Consider the following 21,081-nt stretch of genomic DNA (forward strand, 5'->3'; position numbering starts at 1 on the left):
TCGTGAGAACGGTGTCGCCTGCACCGCTCGACTGCTCGGACTGCCGACTGTGTCTCCTTCAAGCTTCTCGCACAACAGTTTTCGATGAACGCAGGGTAATGTCCCCGACGGCTGTCAGGGACACTGTTGCATCGAAATCACGTGTGCAGCATGCCTCCTCGTGCTGGTGGGGTCGTGTGCTGTTCAGCTTGGAGAACATATGTCGCACGAACTTCACCACTTCTCGATGGGAATGTGGGTCTTCGTTCTGGCCTGGCTCACATCGGTGATCGGGTCGTATGTCGGCCTGTCCTGCGCGCACCGTGCAAACCACGCTCCTACCCGGGCACTCCGGATGCGCTGGACGGTGCTGGCGAGCATCTCGATCGGCAGCGTCGGGATCTGGTTGATGCACTTCATCGGAATGATGGGGTTCACCGTGCCCGGTTCCTCTGTGCGTTACGGCTTGGCCGAGACACTGGTATCGGTCGTACTCGCCGGTGGTGCGACATGGTTCGGCCTGAGCATCGTCGGTAACGATGCGCCCTGGATGGCGAATGCCCCGCAGTGGATCCGTCTGGTGGTCGGCGGTGGTGTCATGGGGTGCGCTGCTGCCGCGATGCACTACACCGGAATGGCCGCCGTACGTGTACAAGGAGAACTCGTCCAGGACACGACCTTCGTTGCTGCCTCGGTCGCGATCGGCGTCGCGGCCTCCCTCGTAGCGCTGGCATTGTCGCAGCGTGTCGCGAGCTCGCTCATGCGTGTACCTGCAGCGTTGTTGATGGCCTGTGCGGTGGTGGCATTGCACTACACCGGTATGGCAGGCGTGTCGGTGATCATCGATCCGGCGGCGCCGGCTCCAAGCGGCATGACCGTGATGTCCCTGATGTTTCCCGGCTTCATCGTAGGGCTCGGTGTGCTCGTGGTTCTGGTGATCTTGCTGCTGGCTGCTCCCAGCGACGACGACATGCTTCGTGAGTTCCAGATCGCGGACTGGTCGGAATCGGTGGATTCGCGCGGGGTGAAGTCCGAGATGTCGTGATGCGTGGCCCGAAAGTGGATGTCCTTCGCGGCGGTTGCTGACCTGCACCTATAGACTCGGGTGGTTGCGAGAGGTTCGCCGGGCGTGAGCCCGTACCGGACGTTCGAGCCGAGTAGAAGAAGGAGCTCATGACCGACATCACGTTGCCGCCGGAGGGTGCGGGGCACGACCGTATCGAGCCCGTCGACATCCAGCAGGAGATGCAGAACAGCTACATCGATTACGCGATGAGCGTGATCGTGGGCCGCGCACTCCCCGATGTGCGTGACGGTTTGAAGCCCGTGCACCGCCGCGTGCTGTATGCGATGTTCGACAACGGCTTCCGTCCCGACCGGGGCTATGTGAAATCTGCGCGTGCAGTCGCGGAGACGATGGGCAACTATCACCCGCACGGCGACTCGTCGATCTACGACACGCTCGTCCGTCTCGCGCAGCCGTGGTCGTTGCGGTACCCCCTCGTCGACGGGCAGGGCAACTTCGGCTCCCGAGGAAACGACGGGGCCGCGGCCATGCGATACACCGAGTGCCGCCTGACGCCGCTCGCAATGGAGATGTTGCGCGAAATCGACCACGAGACGGTCGATTTCCAGCCGAACTACGACGGTCGAACGCAAGAACCGACGGTTCTCCCCAGCCGTATCCCCAACCTGTTGATCAACGGTTCGGGCGGTATCGCGGTCGGTATGGCGACCAACATTCCGCCTCACAACCTGGGCGAGGTCGCCGAAGCGATCTACTGGGCACTCGAGAACTTCGAAGCCGATGAGGAAGCCACACTCGCGGCGGTCATGGAGCGCATCAAGGGCCCCGACTTCCCGACTGCAGGCCTGATTACGGGCTCGCAGGGCATCCATGATGCCTACACCACCGGGCGCGGTTCGGTGAAGATGCGCGGCGTCGTGGAGATCGAAGAGGATTCCAAGGGCCGTTCGTTCATCGTCATCACCGAACTGCCGTACATGGTGAACCCGGACAACCTGATCACCTCCATCGCGGAGCAGGTGCGCGACGCGAAGATTGCGGGTATCTCCGATATCCATGACGAGTCGTCCGACCGCATCGGCATGCGCATCGTCGTCACGGTCCGCCGCGACGCCGTCGCCAAGGTCGTGCTGAACAACCTGTACAAGCACACGCAGTTGCAGACGAGCTTCGGGTGCAACATGTTGTCGATTGTCGACGGGGTGCCGCGCACGTTGCGTCTCGATCAGATGATCCGGTTGTACGTCAACCACCAGATCGAGGTCATCATCCGCCGGACGCGGTATCTGCTGCGTAAGGCCGAGGAACGCGCTCATATCCTGCGCGGCCTGGTCAAGGCCCTCGATGCGCTCGACGAGGTCATCAAGCTGATCCGCGCGTCACAGACCGTCGACATCGCTCGCGCCGGCCTGATGAATCTGCTCGACGTCGATGAGATCCAGGCCGATGCGATCCTGGCGATGCAGTTGCGTCGGCTCGCTGCTCTCGAACGTCAGAAGATCGTCGACGACCTCGCCGAGATCGAACGCGAGATCGACGATTACAAGGACATCCTCGCCAAGCCCGAGCGGCAGCGTGCGATCGTCCGCGACGAATTGAAGGAGGTCGTCGAGAAGTACGGCGACGAGCGTCGCACCCGCATCGTCCCCGCCGACGGCGACGTGACCGACGAGGACCTGATCGCCCGCGAGGACGTGGTCGTCACGATCACCGAAACCGGCTACGCCAAGCGCACCCGCACCGACCTGTACCGGTCGCAGAAGCGCGGTGGCAAGGGTGTCAAGGGTGCCGACCTCAAGCAGGACGACATCGTCAAACACTTCTTCGTGACGTCGACGCACGACTGGTTGCTGTTCTTCACCACCAAGGGCCGCGTCTACCGCGCGAAGGCATACGAGCTTCCCGAAGCGAACCGCACGGCCCGTGGCCAGCATGTCGCGAACCTGCTGGCATTCCAGCCGGACGAGCGCATCCAGGGTGTGATCCGGCTCAAGACGTACGAGGATGCGCCGTACCTGGTCCTCGCGACCCGCAACGGACTGGTGAAGAAGTCGCGCCTCTCGGATTTCGACTCCAACCGCTCGGGCGGCATCGTTGCGATCAACCTGCGCGACGAGGACGAGATGGTGGGCGCCGTGCTGTGCTCGTCCGAGGACGATCTGCTGCTCGTGTCCGAGCTGGGTCAGTCTATCCGCTTCTCGGCGACCGACGAAGCCTTGCGTCCGATGGGTCGCGCGACTTCCGGTGTGCAGGGCATGCGGTTCAACGGCGAGGACAAGCTGTTGTCGCTGAACGTGGTGAAGGAAGGTACGTACCTGCTGGTTGCAACTTCCGGTGGCTACGCGAAGCGCACGCCGATGGAGGACTACCCCGTCCAGGGGCGCGGTGGTAAGGGTGTTCTGACCATCCAGTACGACAAGCGACGTGGCACCCTGGTCGGTGCACGAATCGTCGAGGACGATGACGAGTTGTACGCCATCACGTCCGGCGGCGGTGTCATTCGTACTGCTGCCAAGCAGGTACGCAAGGCAGGCCGACAGACCAAGGGTGTGCGTTTGATGAACCTGGGCGAGGGCGACACGTTGCTTGCGATCGCACGCAACGCCGACGAGCCCGAGGAGATCGACGCATCCGAATCGAAGGAGTCGTAAGTGAGCACTCCCCAGGGGCCGAACGGATCCGACCAGGGAAAATCCGCCCGGAAGCCCGAGGACCGGAACGGACGCGAGGTGGAGACCGACCCGAGCGGGCGAGCTGCTGAGAAGCAGGCGTCCGGGCAGGCGAAGTCTGCCGGTGACGACGTGACGCCGGAGGCCGCTCAGTCGGGGAAGCCCGGTGACAAGCCTGCGGCAGAATCCACGAGCGGGCCGGCACCGAAGTCCGCCAAGTCATCGGAGCCCGCCTCGACCCCCGGCAAGGGGGAATCGGCTCCCGCCGAGGAGCAGGCGACGCGACAGGCACAGCGTTCGGGCCCGACGCCGCGTCCGGCGGGTCAGAAACCGCCTTGGCAGCGTGGACAGCAGCCTGTGGCCGACAAGCAGGGTGCTGCGGCGCCGCAGCAGAACACTCCGCAGACGAATCTCCCTGGGGTCGGGCCCGGCCTGGGAAAGACTGCAAATCGCCCGTCAGGAGCCGCTCAGCGTCCCGCGACGGGCTCCCAGCCGGCCGTGGGTAAACCTGCCGCCAAGAACAATCCCCCCGCCAAGAGCAATCCCGCAGCGAAGGGCAGCGCCGCGCCTACTCGTCCGGTCGTCACCGGTACGGCAGCCGCCTCCATGACCGGTGGCGCGCAGGGATCCGATCGGGGCGCCGCGGCAGCCAAGTCGGCGGTCATCGACGGCCCGACCCGGCACATCGAGCGCAAGGATCTGGCGAAGGACCTGCCGGATCTGTCGAGCGTCAAGCACCCGACGCCGGCGGCGCCCGCCGCGGCGGAAACTCCGCACGCGAGCCCCGTCGTCGTGGCACCTGCCGCGGGTGAGGCGCTCAGGGCGACTGTCCAGCTGCGCCGCATCGATCCGTGGTCGATGCTGAAGGTATCCGCTCTGATCTCCCTGTCGCTGTTCTTCGTGTGGATGATCGCGGTCGGTCTGTTGTACGGCGTGCTCGCGGGCATGGGCGTGTGGGATCGGTTGAACAGTGCCTTCACCGACCTCGTCTCGGAGTCGGGAAGTGACGGACTTATCACCGTCGGTCAGGTGTTCGGCTACGCGACGGTGATCGGTCTCGCGAACATGATTCTGATGACCGCTCTTGCCACGCTCGGTGCGTTCATCTACAACCTCTGCAGCGACCTCGTCGGCGGGGTGCAGGTCACTCTGGCAGACCCGGACTGACCTGCAGGAATGCTGCCCCATCGAAGCAATTTTGTTCTTCGACTGTCGGTGGGGTAGTGTTCCATCTCGGTTCGAGGGCCTATAGCTCAGGCGGTTAGAGCGCTTCGCTGATAACGAAGAGGTCGGAGGTTCAAGTCCTCCTAGGCCCACTCCCCGTGCCGAAAGGGGCAGCAGAATGAAAGTTCTCATCGCGGTGGGAACGGCAGTTCTGGTGGTCTTCGGAATCGTCCGGATGCTCCGGAGCGAGGATGAGTGGCACGAGGTACCCAGCCGGTGACCCGGCGTACGGGGCCTTAGCTCAGTTGGTAGAGCGCTGCCTTTGCAAGGCAGATGTCAGGAGTTCGAATCTCCTAGGCTCCACAGTCGAAGGGCGCTTCCGAGAAATCGGGAGCGCCCTTCGGTCATTTACGAGAACCTTCCTCCTGCTCCTCGGGTTTCCGTTGGTTGTGTACCTGCGGAAACCCGAGGAACAGGAGGAAAGTGTCCGGTCAGGATCGCAGTAACCGAGCGATGGCGTCGGTCGCTTCCTTGATCTTCGCGTCCGCTTCGGGCCCGCCCGCGACCGCGGCGTCGACCACACAATGACTGATGTGGTCTTCGAGCAGACCCATCGCGACGGCCTGTAGCGCCTTGGTCATCGCCGAGACCTGGGTGAGGATGTCGATGCAGTACTTCTCGTCTTCGACCATTCGCTGTAGTCCTCGGGCCTGGCCTTCGATGCGCTTGAGTCGTTTGAGGTAGGCATCCTTCTCGGTGATGTATCCGTGTCCGGCGTGTTCATGGCAGTCGGCTGCGGGAACATCGGATGGGGTGGCCGCTGGGGTGGGTGTGGCCATTGTGTCCTCCTGGGATCCGGCCGGCATGTGGCGCATCGTCGATTATGCCTATCGTGCGGTGGAGCGGAATCGGCGAAGTCGCAGACTGTTGCTGACCACGAACACCGACGAAAAGGCCATTGCGGCGCCCGCGATCATCGGGTTGAGCAGGCCCATCGCGGCCAGTGGCAGCGCGGCCACGTTGTAGGCGAACGCCCAGAACAAGTTGCCCTTGATCGTGCCGAGGGTACGGCGGGAGAGACGGATCGCATCGGCTGCGGCGCGTAGGTCGCCTCGGACGAGCGTCAGATCGCTCGCTTCGATTGCGACGTCGGTGCCGGTGCCCATCGCGAGCCCGAGGTCGGCCTGGGCGAGCGCGGCGGCGTCGTTGATCCCGTCACCGACCATCGCGACCACCTTGCCCTGCTCCTGCAGGCGTTTGACGACGTCGACCTTTTCGGACGGCAGGACCTCCGCGATGACCTCGCCGATTCCCACTTGACCTGCGATGGTCGTGGCTGCGGCGGTGTTGTCGCCGGTCAGCATGATCGGTGTCAGACCGAGGTCGCGCAGTTGGGTGATCGCTTCGGCAGAGGTGGGCTTGATGACATCGGCGACCACCAGCACTCCGCGCGCAGCGCCGTCCCAGCCGATTGCGACGGCGGTTCTGCCGTCGGCTTCTGCGGCCTTCATGGCGGCGTCGAGTTCGGCGGGCAGGTGTTGGGCGAAGTCGTCGAGCAGCCGCGTGCGTCCGATGAGCACTGCACGATCGCCCACGGTGCCTTGCACGCCGAGTCCCGCAAGGTTCGCGAACTGTTCCACCGGCGGCAGGCTGCCCACCTTGTCGCGGGCGCCCTTGGCGATGGCCTGTGCGATGGGGTGTTCGGAGGAATCCTCCAGGGCTCCCGCCAGACGCAGAACCTCATCGGTGTCCTCACCGGGCGCGGCGATCACGTCGACCAGGGTCATCTTGCCTGCGGTGATGGTGCCGGTCTTGTCGAGGACGACGGTGTCGACCCGGCGGGTCGATTCGAGGACTTCCGGGCCCTCGATCAGGATGCCGAGTTGAGCTCCGCGACCGGTGCCCACCATCAGAGCGGTCGGTGTCGCCAGACCGAGCGCGCACGGGCAGGCGATGATCAGTACGGCGACGGCTGCAGTGAACGCTGCCGCGACCGAGCCTCCGGTACCGAGCCAGAACCCGAGGGTTCCCACCGACAGTGCGATCACGATGGGGACGAAGACTCCCGAGATCCTGTCCGCGAGCCGTTGTGCCTGGGCCTTGCCGGTCTGAGCGTCTTCGACGAGTGCGGCCATCTGCGCGAGTTGGGTATCGGATCCGACGCGATTGGCGCGCACGATGATTCGGCCGCCCACGTTGACGGTGGCGCCGATGACCTGGTCGTCCGGTCCGATTTCTGCCGGTACCGATTCGCCGGTGACCATCGAGGCATCGACTGCGGAGGAGCCGTCGACGACGATGCCGTCGGTGGCGATCTTCTCGCCGGGCCGGACCACGAACTCGTCGCCGACGGACAATTGCTCGACGGGTACCCGTTGCTCTTCACCGTTGCGGAGTACCGAAACTTCTTTGGCGCCGAGTTCGAGGAGCGCACGTAGCGCTGCACCGGCATTGCGCTTGGATCGGGCCTCGAAGTATCGGCCTGCGAGGATGAAGGTCGTGACCCCGGCGGCAGCCTCGAGGTAGATGTTGCCAGTGCCGTCGGTGCGGGCGATGGTGAACTCGAACGGGTGGGTCATACCGGTGATGCCGGCGGTGCCCCAGAACAGGGCATAGACAGACCAGCCGAGCGCTGCGAGGGTGCCGACGGAGACGAGGGTGTCCATCGTGGCGGCGCCGTGCCGGAGGTTGGTGAGGGCGGCCTTGTGGAACGGCCAGGCCCCCCACACGACAACGGGCGCGGCGAGGGTCAGGGACAGCCACTGCCAGTTCGGGAACTGGAGAGCCGGAACCATCGCCATCGCGATCACCGGGATGCTGAGGGTCAGTGAGACCAGCAGTCGCTGCCGCAACGCGGCGGTCGGATCCGGCTCCGCGGTGGGATCGGATCCAGCGGCAGTGGGCGGCGAGGGTAGCGCGGCGGTGTATCCGGCCGCCTCGACGGTGGCGACGAGGTCGGCGGGCGACACATCGCCGATGTAGTCGACGCGCGCTTTCTCCGTGGCGTAGTTGACGGTGGCTGTGACGCCGTCGAGTTTGTTGAGTTTGCGCTCGATTCGGTTGGCGCACGACGCGCAGGTCATGCCACCGATCTCGAGTTCGACGCGACCATCTGCCGGACGGGCGACGGAGTTCATTCGGTACTCCTCTCGGATGCGGTGGTCAGTGTCCGTGCTCGTCGACGGTGGTGGTCGTCGGGGGGAGTGACGGGGAATCGATGTGGCTCGTGTTCTCGGGGCCGGTCAGCGTGCCGGCCCCGAACGCGAGGGCGAAGACTGCGACCAAGGAGAGGATGAATCCGGCGACCTTCGTCGGTGTTTTCATCGGAGGACTTCCTGTCGGAGTCGGTGTGGGTGGCTCAGTCGGCGATCTTGTAGCCGGCCTCATCGACGGCTGCTGCTATGGCTGCACTGTCGAGTGCGGTGTTCGACTCGATGTCTACGCGTCCGCTTGCGAGGTCGACTTCGACACCGGTGACGCCGGGGATCTCACTGATTTCTTCACGGACCGATGAGACGCAGTGTCCGCAGGTCATTCCGGACACGGTGACTGTGGTGGTGTTCATGAGTTCCTCTTTCTCGCTCGCTGCACGGAGGTGTTCCGTCGACCAATATACCTATACCCCCCATGGGTATCAACCCTTGCCGGGGTGGACCCTTCGGAAACCAGGTGGGATCTTGTAATCCGGATGATGTCGAGAACTGCCGAATCGCTCCGTCCCAGGTGTGGATGCAGCCACACGGGCTGTGCAGAACCGAGGAGATCACGATGGCGAAGTACCTACTGCTCAAGCATTACCGCGGCGCCCCCGAGTCGGTGAACAGTGTCCCCATGGATCAGTGGACCCCCGAAGAGGTCGACGATCACATCAAGTACATGCAGGAGTTCGCTGCGAAACTCGAGAAGACCGGTGAATTCGTCGACGGGCAGGCACTCGCTCCCGAGGGCGCATTCGTCCGATACGACGGGGAGGGGCGTCCGCCGGTCACCGACGGACCCTTCGCGGAGACGAAGGATCTCATCGCCGGTTGGATGGTGATCGACGTCGACTCCTACGAGCGCGCCGTCGTCCTCGCCGGTGAATTGTCGGCAGCGCCGGGCGCCGGCGGCAAGCCGATCCACGAGTGGCTCGAAGTGCGGCCGTTCCTCACCGCACCTCCGACGATCACCGAGTGAGATGGACGAACTGCTGCTGAGGACGCTGACTCCCGCAGTCATCGGCGTCCTCGTGCACCGCGGAGTCGACTTCGCGACTGCCGAGGACGCCGTGCAGGAGGCGCTCATCGAGGCCACCCGGACATGGCCGGAACGACCACCCGTGGATCCGAAAGCGTGGCTGGTCGCGGTGTCCTGGCGCAAATTTCTCGACGTATACCGCTCCGATACGGCGAGGAGAGAACGCGAGCAGCGAATGGTCGTCGAACCACCGCCCGGGCCGACGGAGACCGCCGACGACACACTGCACCTGTTCCTGCTGTGTGCTCATCCGTCGTTGACCTCGACTTCGGCTGTGGCGCTCACGCTCCGCGCCATCGGAGGGCTGACGACCAAGCAGATCGCGTCGGCCTACCTCGTCCCGGAGGCGACGATGGCGCAGCGGATCAGCCGTGCCAAGAAAACCGTGAGTGGTGTGCGGTTCGCAGAGGTAGGCGATCTCGCAACTGTGCGACGCGTGCTCTACCTGGTCTTCAACGAGGGCTACACGGGGGACGTCGACCTGGCACCCGAAGCGATCCGGCTCACTCGGCAGTTGGCGGAGATCGATGATGACGAAGAGACCATCGGGTTGCTGGCGTTGATGTTGCTGCACCACGCCCGACGTTCCGCGCGCATGCGTGAGGACGGGAGTCTTGTCGCGCTTGCAGACCAGGATCGTTCCCGCTGGGACACCTCACTCATCGCAGAGGGCGTGGCCATGCTTCAGGCCGCGCTGGCTCGGGACCGGCTCGGCGAGTTCCAGGCCCAGGCCGCCATCGCGGCCCTGCACGCCGACGCGGTGCGTGTCGAAGAAACCGATTGGGTGCAGATCGTCGGCTGGTACGACGAACTCCTCAGCTTCACCGGATCTCCGGTCGTGGCGCTCAACCGTGCCGTCGCGGTCGGTGAGGCCGACGGACCCGGGGCAGGTCTCGCGGCCTTGGCTGCGGTGGATTCCGGCCTTCCGCGATACAGCGCGGCGGCGGCGTACCTCCACGAGAAGGCCGGTGATCTCGAGGACGCCGTTCGGCTGTATGCCGAAGCGGCTCTGACTGCGTCCAACCTGGCCGAACGGCACCATCTTGCACGGCAAGCGGCAAGGGTGAGTCAGCTGCTCCACGGGTAGCCGGATGTTTCACGTGAAACGACACCCGTGTACGACAGTTCGTAGTATCGACGTACCCTGGGCTCATGTTCACCGAACGACGGCTCGTGGCGCATCTGCGCGGCGGCTTCGCCGGGGGCACTTCCGGTGCGGTGAGCATCGCCGCACACGCGGCGGCCGGGGGAGCGACACCCGGCCAGAGTTCGGCGGTACTCCTGCTGCTGGCGGCGGTCGCTGTCGGAATGCTCGCGGTGGGAAGCCGTCTTCCCGTGATGGCGGTCCTCGCGGTGGGCCAGGTCCTCGGTCACGTCGCACTTGCTCTGGGGTCCGAGCACATGCATATGCCGAGTCCCACCATGGTCGCGGCGCACGTCGCGGCGGTGGGGGCCGGAGCCTTCTTGATCACCGCTGCCGAGCGGGGCTGCCGCATCGCCCTGGCGGCGGTGCATCGTCTCGTCCCTCGGCGCTACCACGCGCCACCCGTACGTTCTCGCGTCGTCCCGTGCGTCGCGCATCGCCCGCACGCGCGTCGTGTGCTTCTTCCCGCTGCCGGGCTCGGCACGCGAGGTCCGCCGGTCGTGGCCTGAACTCGACCTCGTTCACGAGTCCCCACCGGGATCGCCGCCGCGCGGCGATCGGCGCTGCCGCATGCCCGGACAACAGCATGGAGAACCCAAGTGATCAAGATCTTCAGAACATCTCTGCTCCTCACCGCCGCCGGCGTTCTCGTCGCGGGATGCGGCGCCGACAGCAACCACACCACCGCAGCAGACTCGCTCGTCGTCTCGTCGTCCTGGGCGAAAGCTGCCGACTCAGGCATGACCGCTGCGTTTGCGGAACTCGAGAACACCGGCGATGAAGACCTGACCATCGTCTCTGCAGCGAGTCCCGGCGCGGGCAGCACAGAACTACACGAGATGGTCGCGGGTGACGGTGGCGCGATGGTGATGCGCGAGTCCGAATCCGGGTTCGTCGTCGAGGCCGGCAGTGTGCACAGCCTCGAGCCGGGAGGCGACCACCTGATGCTCATGGATCTGACCGGTCCGATCGTGCCGGGAGCGGACGTGTCCTTCACCCTCACCTTCGACGACGGTTCCACGAAGGACTTCACAGCTCAGGTCCGCGACTTCGCGGGTGCACAGGAGGACTATGCACCGGGTCACGCGGAAGGGGTCGACCACAGTGGCTGACGTCAGTCGTCGTCGCCTGCTGGGCGGTAGCGCTGCGATGCTCGGGGTGGTGGGGCTCGGAGTGGGAGGCGCGGGAGTCGCCGCCGCAACGCGGGAGCCTGAGCACAGGGGCGCAGACACCGTCGAGTGCCACGGTGTGCACCAGGCGGGAATCGATACCGAGCCGCAGGCGTTTGCCGCGTTCGTGGCGCTCGACCTGAAACCGGATGTCGATCGGGTCGGCTTGATCGGTGTGATGAAAGTGTGGGCGGAGGACACGCGCCGACTCACCCGTGGAGTGCCTGCGCTCGGCGATACCGAACCCGAGCTGGCAGTCGACCCCGCACGCCTGACCGTCACTGTCGGATACGGAAGCGCGGTGTTCGATGCGGCAGCATCGGTCGCTGCGCGGCCGGCGTGGCTTCGGCCGCTGCCGTCGTTCGGCATCGACGAACTCGAGGACCGATTTTCTGGAGGCGACCTGCTGCTGCAGGTGTGCGGCGACGACCCGATGACGGTGTCTCATGCGGTGCGCGCACTCACCAAGAGCGTGAGATCGCGTGCGTCGATCAGATGGGTGCAGCGGGGTTTCCGTCATGCCGCGGGTACCCGGTCCGAGGGGCTGACGATGCGCAATCTCATGGGCCAGGTCGACGGCACCGTCAATCCGCAGCCTGCGACCCCGGATTTCGATCGCCAGGTCTGGAATGCGGGCGAGCCTCGGTGGCTGGCAGGTGGGACGTCACTCGTGTTGCGCCGCATCCGCATGGAGCTCGACACGTGGGACGAACTCGACCGTCCCGCGAAGGACCTCGTGATGGGGCGCAGGCAATCGGACGGCTCACCGCTGACCGGTGCCGACGAGCACGACGACGCCGATTTCGAGGCGCTCGACGACCACGGGATTCCGGTGATCCCGCCGGAGGCGCACATTGCTCGGGCCCGGCCGCGCAGCGCCGACGAACAGTTCCTCCGCCGCGCCTACAACTACGACGACGACGGAGCAGGTCTGCTGTTCGCCGCCTACCAGGGCGATGTGGATCGGCAGTTCCTTCCCGTGCAGGAGCGGCTCGCGGAGCACGACGCGCTCAACACCTGGACCACTCCCGTCGGATCGGCCGTCTTCGTCATACCACCTGGATATGGACCTGATGGGTACCCGGGGGATGTGCTGTTGGAGAACTGACCGAATATGTGACGCAGGCCCGGTTCGGGGCTAGCCTGGTTACTGTGACGTGGATAACACAGGAACGTCAGGGGTTTGCGTCGCTGCGGGAAGGCGGCCTCAATTGGGACGCCTTCCCGCTTCGGCTCTTCTCGAAGGGCAACGCCAAGTTCTGGGATCCTCACGACCTCGACTTCTCGCGTGACGCGTCGGACTGGTCGGAGCTGAATTCGGAGCAACAGCGCAGTTCGACCTTTCTGGTTGCGCAGTTCGCCGCGGGTGAAGAAGCCGTCACCCAGGACATCCAGCCGTTCCTGCGTGCGATGGCGGCCGAGGGCCGGATCGGCGACGAAATGTACTTGACGCAGTTCTGTTTCGAGGAAGCGAAACACATGCAGGTGTTCCGGCTGTGGATGGACGAAGTGGGCCTCACATCGGATCTGCATCCGTACGTGGCGGACAACCCGTACTACCGACAGTTGTTCTACGAGGAACTACCGCACTCGCTCAAGGTGCTCGATTCGGATCCGTCACCTGCGAACCAGGTGCGCGCGAGCGTCACCTACAACCACGTGATCGAAGGAAGTCTGGCCCTCACCGGCTATTACGCCTGGCAGAAGGTGTGCACTACACGGGGAATCCTGCCGGGCATGCAAGAACTGGTGCAGCGCATCGGCGACGACGAGCGCCGCCACATGGCGTGGGGAACGTTTACGTGCCGTCGGCACGTCGCGGCGGACGATTCGAACTGGAACGTCGTGCAGGAGCGCATGAACGAACTGCTCCCGATGGCCCTCGGGATGATCGGATGGGTCAACGACCAGTTCGACGAACAACCCTACGGACTCGATCCCGACGAGTTCGTCGCCTACGCGGCAGACCGGGCACAACGCCGACTCGGGGCGATCGAATCGGCTCGGGGCCGGGCCGTCGAGGAAATCGACCTCGACTACACACCGGAGGTTCTCGAGGACAAGTTCGGTGCCGAGGACGCAGCGGAACTCGCCTCGATCACCGAGACGGAGACTGCCGACTAGGCGGAAACCAGGTGGTCAGAGCATCAAGGCGAGCACGAGGCACACGACGATCACCGCGCCGATCCCGGCCAGCGCGTAGGTGCGCGCCGACAATTTCGGCTCAGCGGGTGGTTCGGCGGCGTGCGCGACGGTCAATGCTTTCTGATCTTCATCCACCACTTCGGACGCTGAGGAGCCTCTGGACGAGGGCTCTCGGGCCGGACCCGAATCGGTGGTGGTGGCAACAGCCACCGGTGGGTCGTCCTCCGAGTCGGTTTCGGCTTCGCGCAGCCGCGCGAAGCCGCCGGTGAGGACGTCTGTTCTGTCGTAGGACGGCGGCAGGCCGATGCGTGCCTTCTTCTCTCGCGCAGGCGTGAAGCCTGTTGCCAGGATCGCCGCTCCGAGCGCAGCAGTCTGCTCGGGTCCGGGGCCGACAAGGCTCCGAACCATCAATTTGGTCGCGAGGCTGTTCGCGATGTCCTGGATGTGCGACCGGTCGCGGGCGATGAGCCCATCGCCCATGACCACGACGGCATCGAGGTTGTCGGGCATCCACCCGAACGCCCCGAGCGCTGTCGCGAGTTGCGCCGCCGGAGAGGGTGCGCCCTTGGCCGTGACACGGAAGGCTTTCCCTGCCGGCACGCCGGAGCGAACCAGTGTGACTGTGGATCCCGCATCGTCCACGTGGTAGACGCCGATGAGCAGACCGGGGGTCTCGGAGATCTCCGAGGCGTACCACGTTGCGGCGCCCTGAGCGTCGGAAACGAGGTCGACGTGCCTCAATTCGGCGTAGTCGAGCGCGGCGCGGAGCACCGAGACCCGGGTCGGATCCCAATGCGATGGGTACGTGGCCGTGTAACCGGGATCGGTGTCGCGGTCCATGCCCCCGAAGGTCGGAAGTGGGTGACATTCGTTGAGGAGGCAGTGAACTGCTGTTGCCATTGCGTCCTCGGCGCGATAGACGCGGCCGTCGCTTGCAGCGATGCCCCCCGGGTCTCCCACACGTGACAGGAATCCGGAGAGCGTACGTGCCTCGTCGACCGTGCGGGTGGAACCGCCGAGTTGTGAGTTGCCGTCGTGGTCGATGTGCAGGACCGTGTCGCGGGCGATGACAACGGGATCCGGGGTGCCGGGTTCGTTGGATGCCACCACTGCTGTGGAGACGATCCTGCCTATCCGAAGCCCTACCCCGATCGCCATCTCGAACCCTCCCTGTAACGATTTGCTTACATCATGCCCCCTTACTCTTCCGGGAGGGCGTGTACGCCGTATGGCTACCGTAGACCGCGCCTGTCGTGAATATCCCATTTAGACTCCAGCGATGGCACAGCAGGAGGAGCGCTCGGAGCCCGGATCGTTTTCGGAGATCGTCTATCGGCGCACAGCGCACCCGGTCGGTCTCGCTGTCGCGCTGTTCTTCTTCGCGCAATCGATGACGCCGTCGCTGCTGCCGCGTGTGTGGTATCTGCAGGGTGTTGCCACGGGAATCTCGGTGGCCACGGGTTACGGACTCGGCTGCTTCGTGGCCTGGGTTCTGTGCAGATGCGGAGTGCGCCCCCGGTGGTCTGCAGTCACTCGTCGTCGTGGATGGTGGTTGCTGGCCGTCGTCGCTGTCGCGGTGATTCCGACCTTCCTCGTACTCGGCTCGTGGTGGCAGCAGATCGTCCGTGAGCTGGTCGGCCTCGAACGACTCGAACGCCTCCTGTACCTGCCGGTCCTTCTCGTTGCGGTGATCGTGGCGCTCGTGCTGATCGCGGTGGCTCGCCTGCTGAGATTCGGGGTGATGCGGTTGTCCGTGTTCTCTGCGCGATTCCTGCCCGATGGAGTTGCGAACGTCGCTGCGATCGTCGTCGTCGTGGTGGTGCTCGTGGTGGTTCTCGACCACGGGGTGTATCGGGGAATCCTCTCGGTGGCAGAGCGTTCCGCGGCCGTATCGGATCACGGTACGGCGGACGGCGTCGATCGTCCGGCCGCACCGGAGAGGTCGGGTTCACCGGACTCGTTCGAAAGCTGGGAGACACTGGGCCGGGAGGGGAGAACCTTCGTCGCGGGCGGTCCTACTGCCGCCGAGATCGCCGATGTCACCGGTGAACCCGCGCTGACACCGATCCGCGCATACGTGGGTAAGGAATCCGCCGGCACTGTCGCCGAGGGGGCAGGCAAAGTGGTTGCGGAGCTGGAACGCACGGGCGCATTCGACCGGTCGGTCCTCGCGGTGGTGACCACCACCGGGCGCGGTTGGGTCAACGAGAACGTCGCAGGAGCACTCGAATTCGTGAGCGGCGGTGATTCGGCGATTGCGGCGATGCAGTATTCGTTCCTGCCGAGTCCGTTGGCATTTCTTGCCGATCGTGAAACCCCGCAGGATGCCGGACGCGCGTTGTTCGACGCGGTGTACGAGCGGTGGGCCGAATTACCCGGCGATGCCCGTCCGAAGCTCGTGGTCTTCGGGGAGAGTCTCGGATCATACGGTGGTCAAGCCGCTTTCGCGTCCGGCGATGCGCTCGTCGCCATGACCGACGGTGCATTGCTTGTGGGCACACCGAACTTCGCGGAGCCGTGGGGGAGGATCACCGAGATGCGCGACGAAGGTTCGTTCGAGCGTCTTCCTGCCGTGGACGGCGGGCGGAACATCAGGTTTGCGTCGGATCCGGGTGATGCAGATCTTCCCACCGAGTGGGAGTTTCCACGTGTGGTGTTCTGGCAGCACGCGAGTGACCCCATCACGTGGTGGTCGTTCGATCTGATACTGCATCGGCCCGACTGGCTGCGCGAACCTCTGGGCCCCGACGTGGACCCGGGGATGCGGTGGATTCCGTTCGTGACGTTCTGGCAGGTGACTCTGGACATGGTTTTCTCGGCGGACGTGCCCGACGGACACGGTCATTCGTATGGGGTGGATGCAGCCGAATTGTGGGCGGACATTCTTAGCCCGCCGGGGTGGGGCGGTGACGAAACCATACGGGTGCAGGAAGCGCTTTCCGGCATGTCACAGAACGCAGAGCTGGAACTTACTGCCGAGTAAATGCATGTTACATTGCGTATCGCCGTGATGGGCGGCACACATTTCGAGGCACGGAGGAATCAATGGCGGGTCGTACCCGGCGATGGGGGATGACGGCGGGATTGGCGTCTGCGGCACTGATGGCCGGATTGATGGTCACCCCGGCGACAGCGAATGCAGAAGGCGACTTCTATCAGCCGCCGGAGGTGCTCGGGGGAGCACCGGGTGACCTCATTCGCACCGAATCTTCCGACCTCGCGATCCGCGTGCCCACGCCCGACGGTGTGTTCCCCGCTCAGGGAACACGGCTGCTCTACCGCAGTAACGACGCCAACGGCGAAGCAAACGCCGTGAGCGGCACCTATCTCGAACCGTCCATGGCATGGAACGGGCCGGGCGAGCGACCCCTGGTGGTGCTGGCCCCCGGAACGCAGGGCCAGGGCGATCAGTGCGCACCGTCGAAGGCCCTCAACCACGTCGTGCAGTACACACCGCCGCTCGATCTCTTCACCGAATACGAACTCCTCTCGATCAACGCGATGCTGCTGCAGGGTATTGCAGTGGCGGTCACCGACTACGACGGATTGGGAACCCCCGGCCACCACACGTACGTCAACCGTGAGGCCGAGGCCCACGCGGTCCTCGACGCGGCACGAGCAGCGCAGAACCTGCCCGGGGCTTCCATCTCGGAAAACGGACCTGTCGGCCTCTTCGGCTACTCGCAGGGCGGTGGCGCCACAGCCGCCGCGGCGGAACTCGCTCCCTCCTACGCTCCGGAACTCGACATCAAGGGCGCCTATGCCGGCGCACCTCCGGCCGATCTGGTCGAGACCCTGAAGCAGATCGACGGAACCGCGCTCACCGGTGCCGTCGGCTACACGATCAACGGTCTCATCGAGGCATACCCGGAACTGACGGATGTCCTCGACGCAGAGATCAACGAACGAGGGCGCGAGATGCTCGCCGCGGTGGCGAACCAGTGCTTGCCCGAGACGCTGTTCACCTTCGGTTTCCAGCAGACCAGTGACTACACGCGCACCGGCGAGCCCCTTGACGTCGTGACCTCTCGGATCCCCGAGGTTCAGGAAGTGATCGCGGAGCAGCGTATCGGCCGACTGTCCCCGCAGATCCCGGTTCTTGTCCAGCACGGCACCCAGGACGATACGGTGCCGTACGGCCAGGGCCGCCAGATGGCGCTCGACTGGTGCGCCCAGGGTGCCGCGGTGCAGTTCTCCCCGAACAACACGCCGCCGATCCTCCCCGGCTTCATCGTCAATCACGCGTTGCCCATGATCGGTGGCCTGCCCGAGGCGGTGGCGTACATGAACGATCGCTTCGCGGACAAGCCCGCGCCGTCCAACTGCGGCGCATTCTGATCCTGCCACGACAGTAGAATTCGGCCCCCGCTCCGCGAGTGGGGGCCGAATTCTTTTGCGATCAAGCAGGATTCTGTGTCAGCCGGAAGCGGCGGGCCAGGTTCTCGTCCTGTGACGGTCCGGGCGCCCACTCGGAGATCCACGGACCTGTGCCCTCACTCTGATCGAGCACCCCGTTCTCGAGCCACGTGTAGCGCCCCTCGAGCACACCGTGAGTGAGCGCGACGTCGGCGTCGTCGGTGTTGGTCCACAATCCGTCGAAGAGCCCCTCGACTCGTATGCGCGCCTGCTCGCAGAAGGTGTCGGCCAGCACGAAGGCATCCTCGGCGCCGGCATGCCGGTCGGCGCGCTGTCGTTCGGCACGCACGCAGCACGCTGCCATCGCGAACAGCTCGGCCCCGATGTCGACTACGCGTCCCAGAAAGTTCTGTCGCTTCTCGAGCCCGGCCTGCCAGCGGGCCATCCCGTAGAACGTCGACCGTGCGAGCTTCCGAGAGGCTCGTTCCACATACCTGAGATGGACAGCCAGAGAACCGAATTCATTGTAGGAGTTCGGAAGTTGACCCTTGCCCGCCACCAGTTTGGGGAGCCACTTGGCGTAGAAACCGCTGGCCCTCGCTGCGGCTTTCGCTTTTGCCTCGGCGGAGGCCTTGGGATCGGCGAGATCACCTGCGGCCTTCAGGTGTGCGTCGACTGCCTCTCGCGCGACGAGCAGTCGCATGATCTCGCTCGACCCTTCGAAGATCCTGTTGATGCGCAGATCACGCACCAATTGCTCGGCCGGCACGGCCCGTTCGCCGCGCGCTGCAAGCGATTGCGCGGTCTCGTATCCGCGACCCCCGCGGATCTGTACGAGTTCGTCGGCGATGATGCACGCCATCTCGCTGCACCACAGTTTCGCGAGGGCGGCCTCGATGCGGATGTCGTTGCGTTTCTCGTCGGACATCTGCCCGGAGAGCTCGACGACGGACTCCAGCGCGTAGGTGGTGGCAGCGATGAACGAGATCTTCGACGCCACTGCGGCGTGCTCGCCGACGGGTCTGCCCCACTGAACCCTCGCGGACGACCACTCGCGCGCGATCTTCAGCGACCACTTTCCCGCCCCCGCACACATCGCTGGAATCGCAAGGCGCCCGGCATTGAGGGTGGTCAGCGCGATTTTGAGGCCGTCGCCTTCGCGTCCGATGAGGTTCTGCGCGGGAACACGCACCTTGTGCATGCGCGTGACACCGTTCTCGATGCCCTTCAATCCCATGAACGTGTTGCGGTGCTCCACCGTGATGCCCGGTGAATCTGCTTCGACGACGAAAGCCGAGATCCCGCCTCGATGTGCGTCGTCACTGTGGCCGTCTCTGCGGGGCACACGTGCCATGACGACGAGCAGTTCGGCGACAACACCGTTGGTGGTCCACAGTTTGACTCCGTCGAGTTCGTACGCCTCGCCGTCTTCGATCGGGGTTGCCGTGGAGGCGAGGCGAGCGGGGTCGGAGCCGACGTCGGGTTCGGTGAGCAGGAACGCGGAGATGGCACCCTTCGCGCAGCGTGGGAGATATTCCTGCTTCTGCTCGTCGGTGCCCGCGAGCGCGAGTGGCTCTGGCACGCCGATCGACTGGTGGGCCGACAACAGCGCACCGATGCTCGGATGCACGCTCGCCACCAGTGTCAATGCGCGGTTGTAGGCCACTTGGGAAAGGCCGAGCCCGCCGTAGCGGGGTGCGATCTTCATGCCGAAGCATCCGAGGTCGGCGAGAGCTGCAACGTAGTCGTCGGGGATCTCCGCGTCGCGTTCGATGACGGCGCCGTCCATCGTGCGGCACAGGTTCCGCAGTTTCGTCAGGAACTCTTCGGTGCGGGCGTCCTCGTCGGGGGTGGGTCGTGGGAACGGGTGGACGAGGCCGAGTGTGAGCCGGCCGAGGAACAGCTCCTTGGCGAAGGAGGGTTTGTCCCAATCGGCTTCACGTGATTCTTCGGCGACTGCGCGTGCTTGTTCTTCGGTGACGTGCGCGGATCCGGTCATGATGCGCCTCCATCGGAGAGTGTCTACCCGCGAGTATCCACCTTCGTGTGGTATGCGTCATACGGTTGAGCGGATTCGATACCGACCGGTAACTCAGGCGCCGGTGGTCCCGTCGTCAGGCACCGCCTGCACGCGCGGAGGTTCGGCCGCCACGGGCGGGAACGACGGACGACGCGTGCGATAGAAGACGACGCCACCGAGGACGACGGCGCCGAGTACACCGGTGACGAGCAGTGCCTTGCGTCCGCCACGCGACTGCGTATCGGTCTTCTTCGCGATGCCCTTGTCGGTCAGGGCCTTCTCGGTGGCCGCCTTGATCAGCGGAGACGCCTCTTGGCGTGCGCGACGTGCGTGAGCAGCGAGCTCCCTCGACACCTCGACACCCTTGCGGGCGACGACGAGGCCGGCTGCCGCCGACCCCTGAGCCAACGCCACAGCACCGTCCCCGGCGACACGAAGCGCGCCAACGAGATTGGTGGTGTCGTCGATCGGAGGTACGAGGTCGCGGACGGACTCGGAGAAAGCACTACCGGAAGGGGACTCGCTCACACTCGACATGGCTCCACACTGCCACACCGGTTCATCCTTCCGTCAGGAGCGCGGGAGGATCATCACAGTAGGAGGAGTGCCGCGCCGAACAACACAAGGATGGCAACATGGGGGTGTGACTTCACCCAACCAGACAGCAACCGCCACCCTCCATACCAACCGCGGGGACATCGTCATCTCCCTGTTCGGCAACCATGCGCCGAAGACGGTCGAGAACTTCGTCGGCCTCGCCAACGGCTCGAAGGAATACAAGACGCAGAACGCAAAGGGCGAGACCACCGGCCCGTTCTACGACGGCGCGATCTTCCACCGCGTCATCGACGGCTTCATGATCCAGGGCGGCGACCCCACCGGCACCGGCCGCGGCGGCCCGGGCTACCAGTTCGGTGACGAATTCCACCCCGAGCTGCAGTTCGACCGTCCCTACCTCCTCGCGATGGCGAACGCGGGCCCGGGCACCAACGGCTCACAGTTCTTCATCACGGTCGGTGCCACCCCGCACCTGAACCGTCGCCACACCATCTTCGGTGAGGTCGTCGACGCAGAGTCGAAGAAGGTCGTCGACGCCATCGCGACCACCGCAACCGATCGCGGCGACCGCCCGACCGACGACGTCGTGATCAACAGCATCACGGTCGCCTGAA

General features: G+C 65.0%; 19 protein-coding genes and 2 tRNA genes. 14 read left to right on the plus strand and 7 right to left on the minus strand.

Annotated features, from left to right (window positions below; all coding sequences use genetic code 11):
* The first annotated feature begins 199 nt into the window (after positions 1-199).
* The 5 genes from HCA61_RS15555 to HCA61_RS15575 all read left to right on the plus strand — a co-directional run bounded on the left by HCA61_RS15555 (position 200) and on the right by HCA61_RS15575 (position 5,202).
* Positions 200-1,024, plus strand: a complete 825-nt coding sequence (locus HCA61_RS15555) for an MHYT domain-containing protein (RefSeq protein ID WP_169689086.1) — start codon at positions 200-202, stop codon at positions 1,022-1,024.
* Between the two features lie 128 nt (positions 1,025-1,152).
* Complete coding sequence (gene gyrA / locus HCA61_RS15560; RefSeq protein WP_169689087.1) at positions 1,153-3,657, plus strand: DNA gyrase subunit A; 2,505 nt, start codon at positions 1,153-1,155, stop codon at positions 3,655-3,657.
* Positions 3,658-4,842, plus strand: a complete 1,185-nt coding sequence (locus tag HCA61_RS26370; RefSeq protein WP_169689088.1) for a DUF3566 domain-containing protein — start codon at positions 3,658-3,660, stop codon at positions 4,840-4,842.
* A 75-nt stretch (positions 4,843-4,917) separates the two neighbouring features.
* A tRNA-Ile gene (locus tag HCA61_RS15570) sits at positions 4,918-4,991 on the plus strand.
* A gap of 138 nt (positions 4,992-5,129) precedes the next feature.
* Positions 5,130-5,202: transfer RNA gene (locus HCA61_RS15575), tRNA-Ala, on the plus strand.
* A 128-nt stretch (positions 5,203-5,330) separates the two neighbouring features.
* Here HCA61_RS15575 and HCA61_RS15580 read toward each other — a convergent pair.
* From HCA61_RS15580 to HCA61_RS15595, 4 genes are read right to left on the minus strand one after another with little or no spacing between them, the layout of a single operon-like run.
* On the minus strand, positions 5,331-5,678 hold the full coding sequence (locus tag HCA61_RS15580; RefSeq protein WP_169689089.1) for a metal-sensitive transcriptional regulator: 348 nt from the start codon (positions 5,676-5,678) through the stop codon (positions 5,331-5,333).
* A 48-nt stretch (positions 5,679-5,726) separates the two neighbouring features.
* A complete protein-coding gene (locus HCA61_RS15585; RefSeq protein ID WP_169689090.1) occupies positions 5,727-7,976 on the minus strand; it encodes a heavy metal translocating P-type ATPase in 2,250 nt (749 codons plus the stop codon).
* Between the two features lie 25 nt (positions 7,977-8,001).
* Positions 8,002-8,163: a hypothetical protein gene (locus HCA61_RS15590; protein ID WP_169689091.1), complete on the minus strand. Its 162-nt coding sequence runs from the start codon at positions 8,161-8,163 to the stop codon at positions 8,002-8,004.
* A 34-nt stretch (positions 8,164-8,197) separates the two neighbouring features.
* Positions 8,198-8,404 carry a heavy metal-associated domain-containing protein gene (locus tag HCA61_RS15595; RefSeq protein WP_169689092.1) on the minus strand — a complete coding sequence of 69 codons (207 nt, stop codon included), beginning with the start codon at positions 8,402-8,404 and terminating at the stop codon, positions 8,198-8,200.
* A gap of 203 nt (positions 8,405-8,607) precedes the next feature.
* Here HCA61_RS15595 and HCA61_RS15600 point away from each other — a divergent pair, with 203 nt between their 5' ends.
* The 6 genes from HCA61_RS15600 (at position 8,608) to HCA61_RS15625 (ending at position 13,512) form a co-directional block, all read left to right on the plus strand.
* Positions 8,608-9,015 (plus strand): YciI family protein, encoded by a 408-nt coding sequence (locus tag HCA61_RS15600; RefSeq protein ID WP_169689093.1) that lies wholly within the window; start codon positions 8,608-8,610, stop codon positions 9,013-9,015.
* A gap of 1 nt (position 9,016) precedes the next feature.
* The gene (locus HCA61_RS15605; RefSeq protein ID WP_169689094.1) at positions 9,017-10,162 is read left to right on the plus strand and encodes a DUF6596 domain-containing protein; all 1,146 of its coding nucleotides are present in this window, start codon (positions 9,017-9,019) and stop codon (positions 10,160-10,162) included.
* Positions 10,163-10,227: 65 nt separating this feature from the next.
* Entirely contained in the window at positions 10,228-10,728 is a 501-nt protein-coding gene (locus tag HCA61_RS15610) for a hypothetical protein (protein WP_169689095.1), read from the plus strand.
* A 93-nt stretch (positions 10,729-10,821) separates the two neighbouring features.
* The gene (locus tag HCA61_RS15615) at positions 10,822-11,331 is read left to right on the plus strand and encodes a copper chaperone PCu(A)C (protein ID WP_169689339.1); all 510 of its coding nucleotides are present in this window, start codon (positions 10,822-10,824) and stop codon (positions 11,329-11,331) included.
* A complete protein-coding gene (locus tag HCA61_RS15620) occupies positions 11,324-12,496 on the plus strand; it encodes a Dyp-type peroxidase (protein ID WP_169689096.1) in 1,173 nt (390 codons plus the stop codon). Before HCA61_RS15615 ends, HCA61_RS15620 begins: the two co-directional genes overlap by 8 nt.
* 44 nt (positions 12,497-12,540) lie before the next feature.
* Positions 12,541-13,512, plus strand: coding sequence for a R2-like ligand-binding oxidase (locus HCA61_RS15625; RefSeq protein WP_169689097.1), 972 nt, complete (start codon positions 12,541-12,543; stop codon positions 13,510-13,512).
* A gap of 15 nt (positions 13,513-13,527) precedes the next feature.
* Here HCA61_RS15625 and HCA61_RS15630 read toward each other — a convergent pair whose 3' ends face one another.
* Positions 13,528-14,691, minus strand: coding sequence for a hypothetical protein (locus HCA61_RS15630; RefSeq protein WP_169689098.1), 1,164 nt, complete (start codon positions 14,689-14,691; stop codon positions 13,528-13,530).
* Between the two features lie 121 nt (positions 14,692-14,812).
* Between HCA61_RS15630 and HCA61_RS15635 the strand changes: the two genes are divergently transcribed.
* Positions 14,813-16,516: an alpha/beta-hydrolase family protein gene (locus HCA61_RS15635; RefSeq protein WP_206040158.1), complete on the plus strand. Its 1,704-nt coding sequence runs from the start codon at positions 14,813-14,815 to the stop codon at positions 16,514-16,516.
* A 62-nt stretch (positions 16,517-16,578) separates the two neighbouring features.
* A complete protein-coding gene (locus HCA61_RS15640) occupies positions 16,579-17,871 on the plus strand; it encodes a lipase family protein (protein ID WP_169689099.1) in 1,293 nt (430 codons plus the stop codon).
* Between the two features lie 61 nt (positions 17,872-17,932).
* On the opposite strand, the gene HCA61_RS15645 is transcribed toward HCA61_RS15640, so the two are convergent.
* Together HCA61_RS15645 and HCA61_RS15650 are read right to left on the minus strand one after the other, a co-directional pair.
* On the minus strand, positions 17,933-19,888 hold the full coding sequence (locus tag HCA61_RS15645) for an acyl-CoA dehydrogenase family protein (protein WP_169689100.1): 1,956 nt from the start codon (positions 19,886-19,888) through the stop codon (positions 17,933-17,935).
* A gap of 93 nt (positions 19,889-19,981) precedes the next feature.
* The gene (locus HCA61_RS15650; protein ID WP_169689101.1) at positions 19,982-20,437 is read right to left on the minus strand and encodes a hypothetical protein; all 456 of its coding nucleotides are present in this window, start codon (positions 20,435-20,437) and stop codon (positions 19,982-19,984) included.
* Between the two features lie 115 nt (positions 20,438-20,552).
* Between HCA61_RS15650 and HCA61_RS15655 the strand changes: the two genes are divergently transcribed.
* Positions 20,553-21,080 carry a peptidylprolyl isomerase gene (locus HCA61_RS15655; RefSeq protein WP_169689102.1) on the plus strand — a complete coding sequence of 176 codons (528 nt, stop codon included), beginning with the start codon at positions 20,553-20,555 and terminating at the stop codon, positions 21,078-21,080.
* The last annotated feature ends 1 nt before the right edge of the window (position 21,081 follow it).

It is taken from the genome of Rhodococcus sp. HNM0563 (assembly GCF_012726195.1).
GTDB lineage: Bacteria > Actinomycetota > Actinomycetes > Mycobacteriales > Mycobacteriaceae > Rhodococcus.

Bases quoted from the DNA above. Each gene is read 5' to 3' on its own strand.
- HCA61_RS15590 (WP_169689091.1), bottom strand. From the start codon at position 8,163: ATGAAAACACCGACGAAGGTCGCCGGATTCATCCTCTCCTTGGTCGCA.
- HCA61_RS15580 (WP_169689089.1), bottom strand. From the start codon at position 5,678: ATGGCCACACCCACCCCAGCGGCCACCCCATCCGATGTTCCCGCAGCC.
- HCA61_RS15585 (WP_169689090.1), bottom strand. From the start codon at position 7,976: ATGAACTCCGTCGCCCGTCCGGCAGATGGTCGCGTCGAACTCGAGATC.
- HCA61_RS15630 (WP_169689098.1), bottom strand. From the start codon at position 14,691: ATGGCGATCGGGGTAGGGCTTCGGATAGGCAGGATCGTCTCCACAGCA.
- HCA61_RS15640 (WP_169689099.1), top strand. From the start codon at position 16,579: ATGGCGGGTCGTACCCGGCGATGGGGGATGACGGCGGGATTGGCGTCT.
- HCA61_RS15635 (WP_206040158.1), top strand. From the start codon at position 14,813: ATGGCACAGCAGGAGGAGCGCTCGGAGCCCGGATCGTTTTCGGAGATC.
- HCA61_RS15595 (WP_169689092.1), bottom strand. From the start codon at position 8,404: ATGAACACCACCACAGTCACCGTGTCCGGAATGACCTGCGGACACTGC.
- HCA61_RS15600 (WP_169689093.1), top strand. From the start codon at position 8,608: ATGGCGAAGTACCTACTGCTCAAGCATTACCGCGGCGCCCCCGAGTCG.
- HCA61_RS15605 (WP_169689094.1), top strand. From the start codon at position 9,017: ATGGACGAACTGCTGCTGAGGACGCTGACTCCCGCAGTCATCGGCGTC.
- HCA61_RS15645 (WP_169689100.1), bottom strand. From the start codon at position 19,888: ATGACCGGATCCGCGCACGTCACCGAAGAACAAGCACGCGCAGTCGCC.
- HCA61_RS15610 (WP_169689095.1), top strand. From the start codon at position 10,228: ATGTTCACCGAACGACGGCTCGTGGCGCATCTGCGCGGCGGCTTCGCC.
- gyrA (WP_169689087.1), top strand. From the start codon at position 1,153: ATGACCGACATCACGTTGCCGCCGGAGGGTGCGGGGCACGACCGTATC.
- HCA61_RS15555 (WP_169689086.1), top strand. From the start codon at position 200: ATGTCGCACGAACTTCACCACTTCTCGATGGGAATGTGGGTCTTCGTT.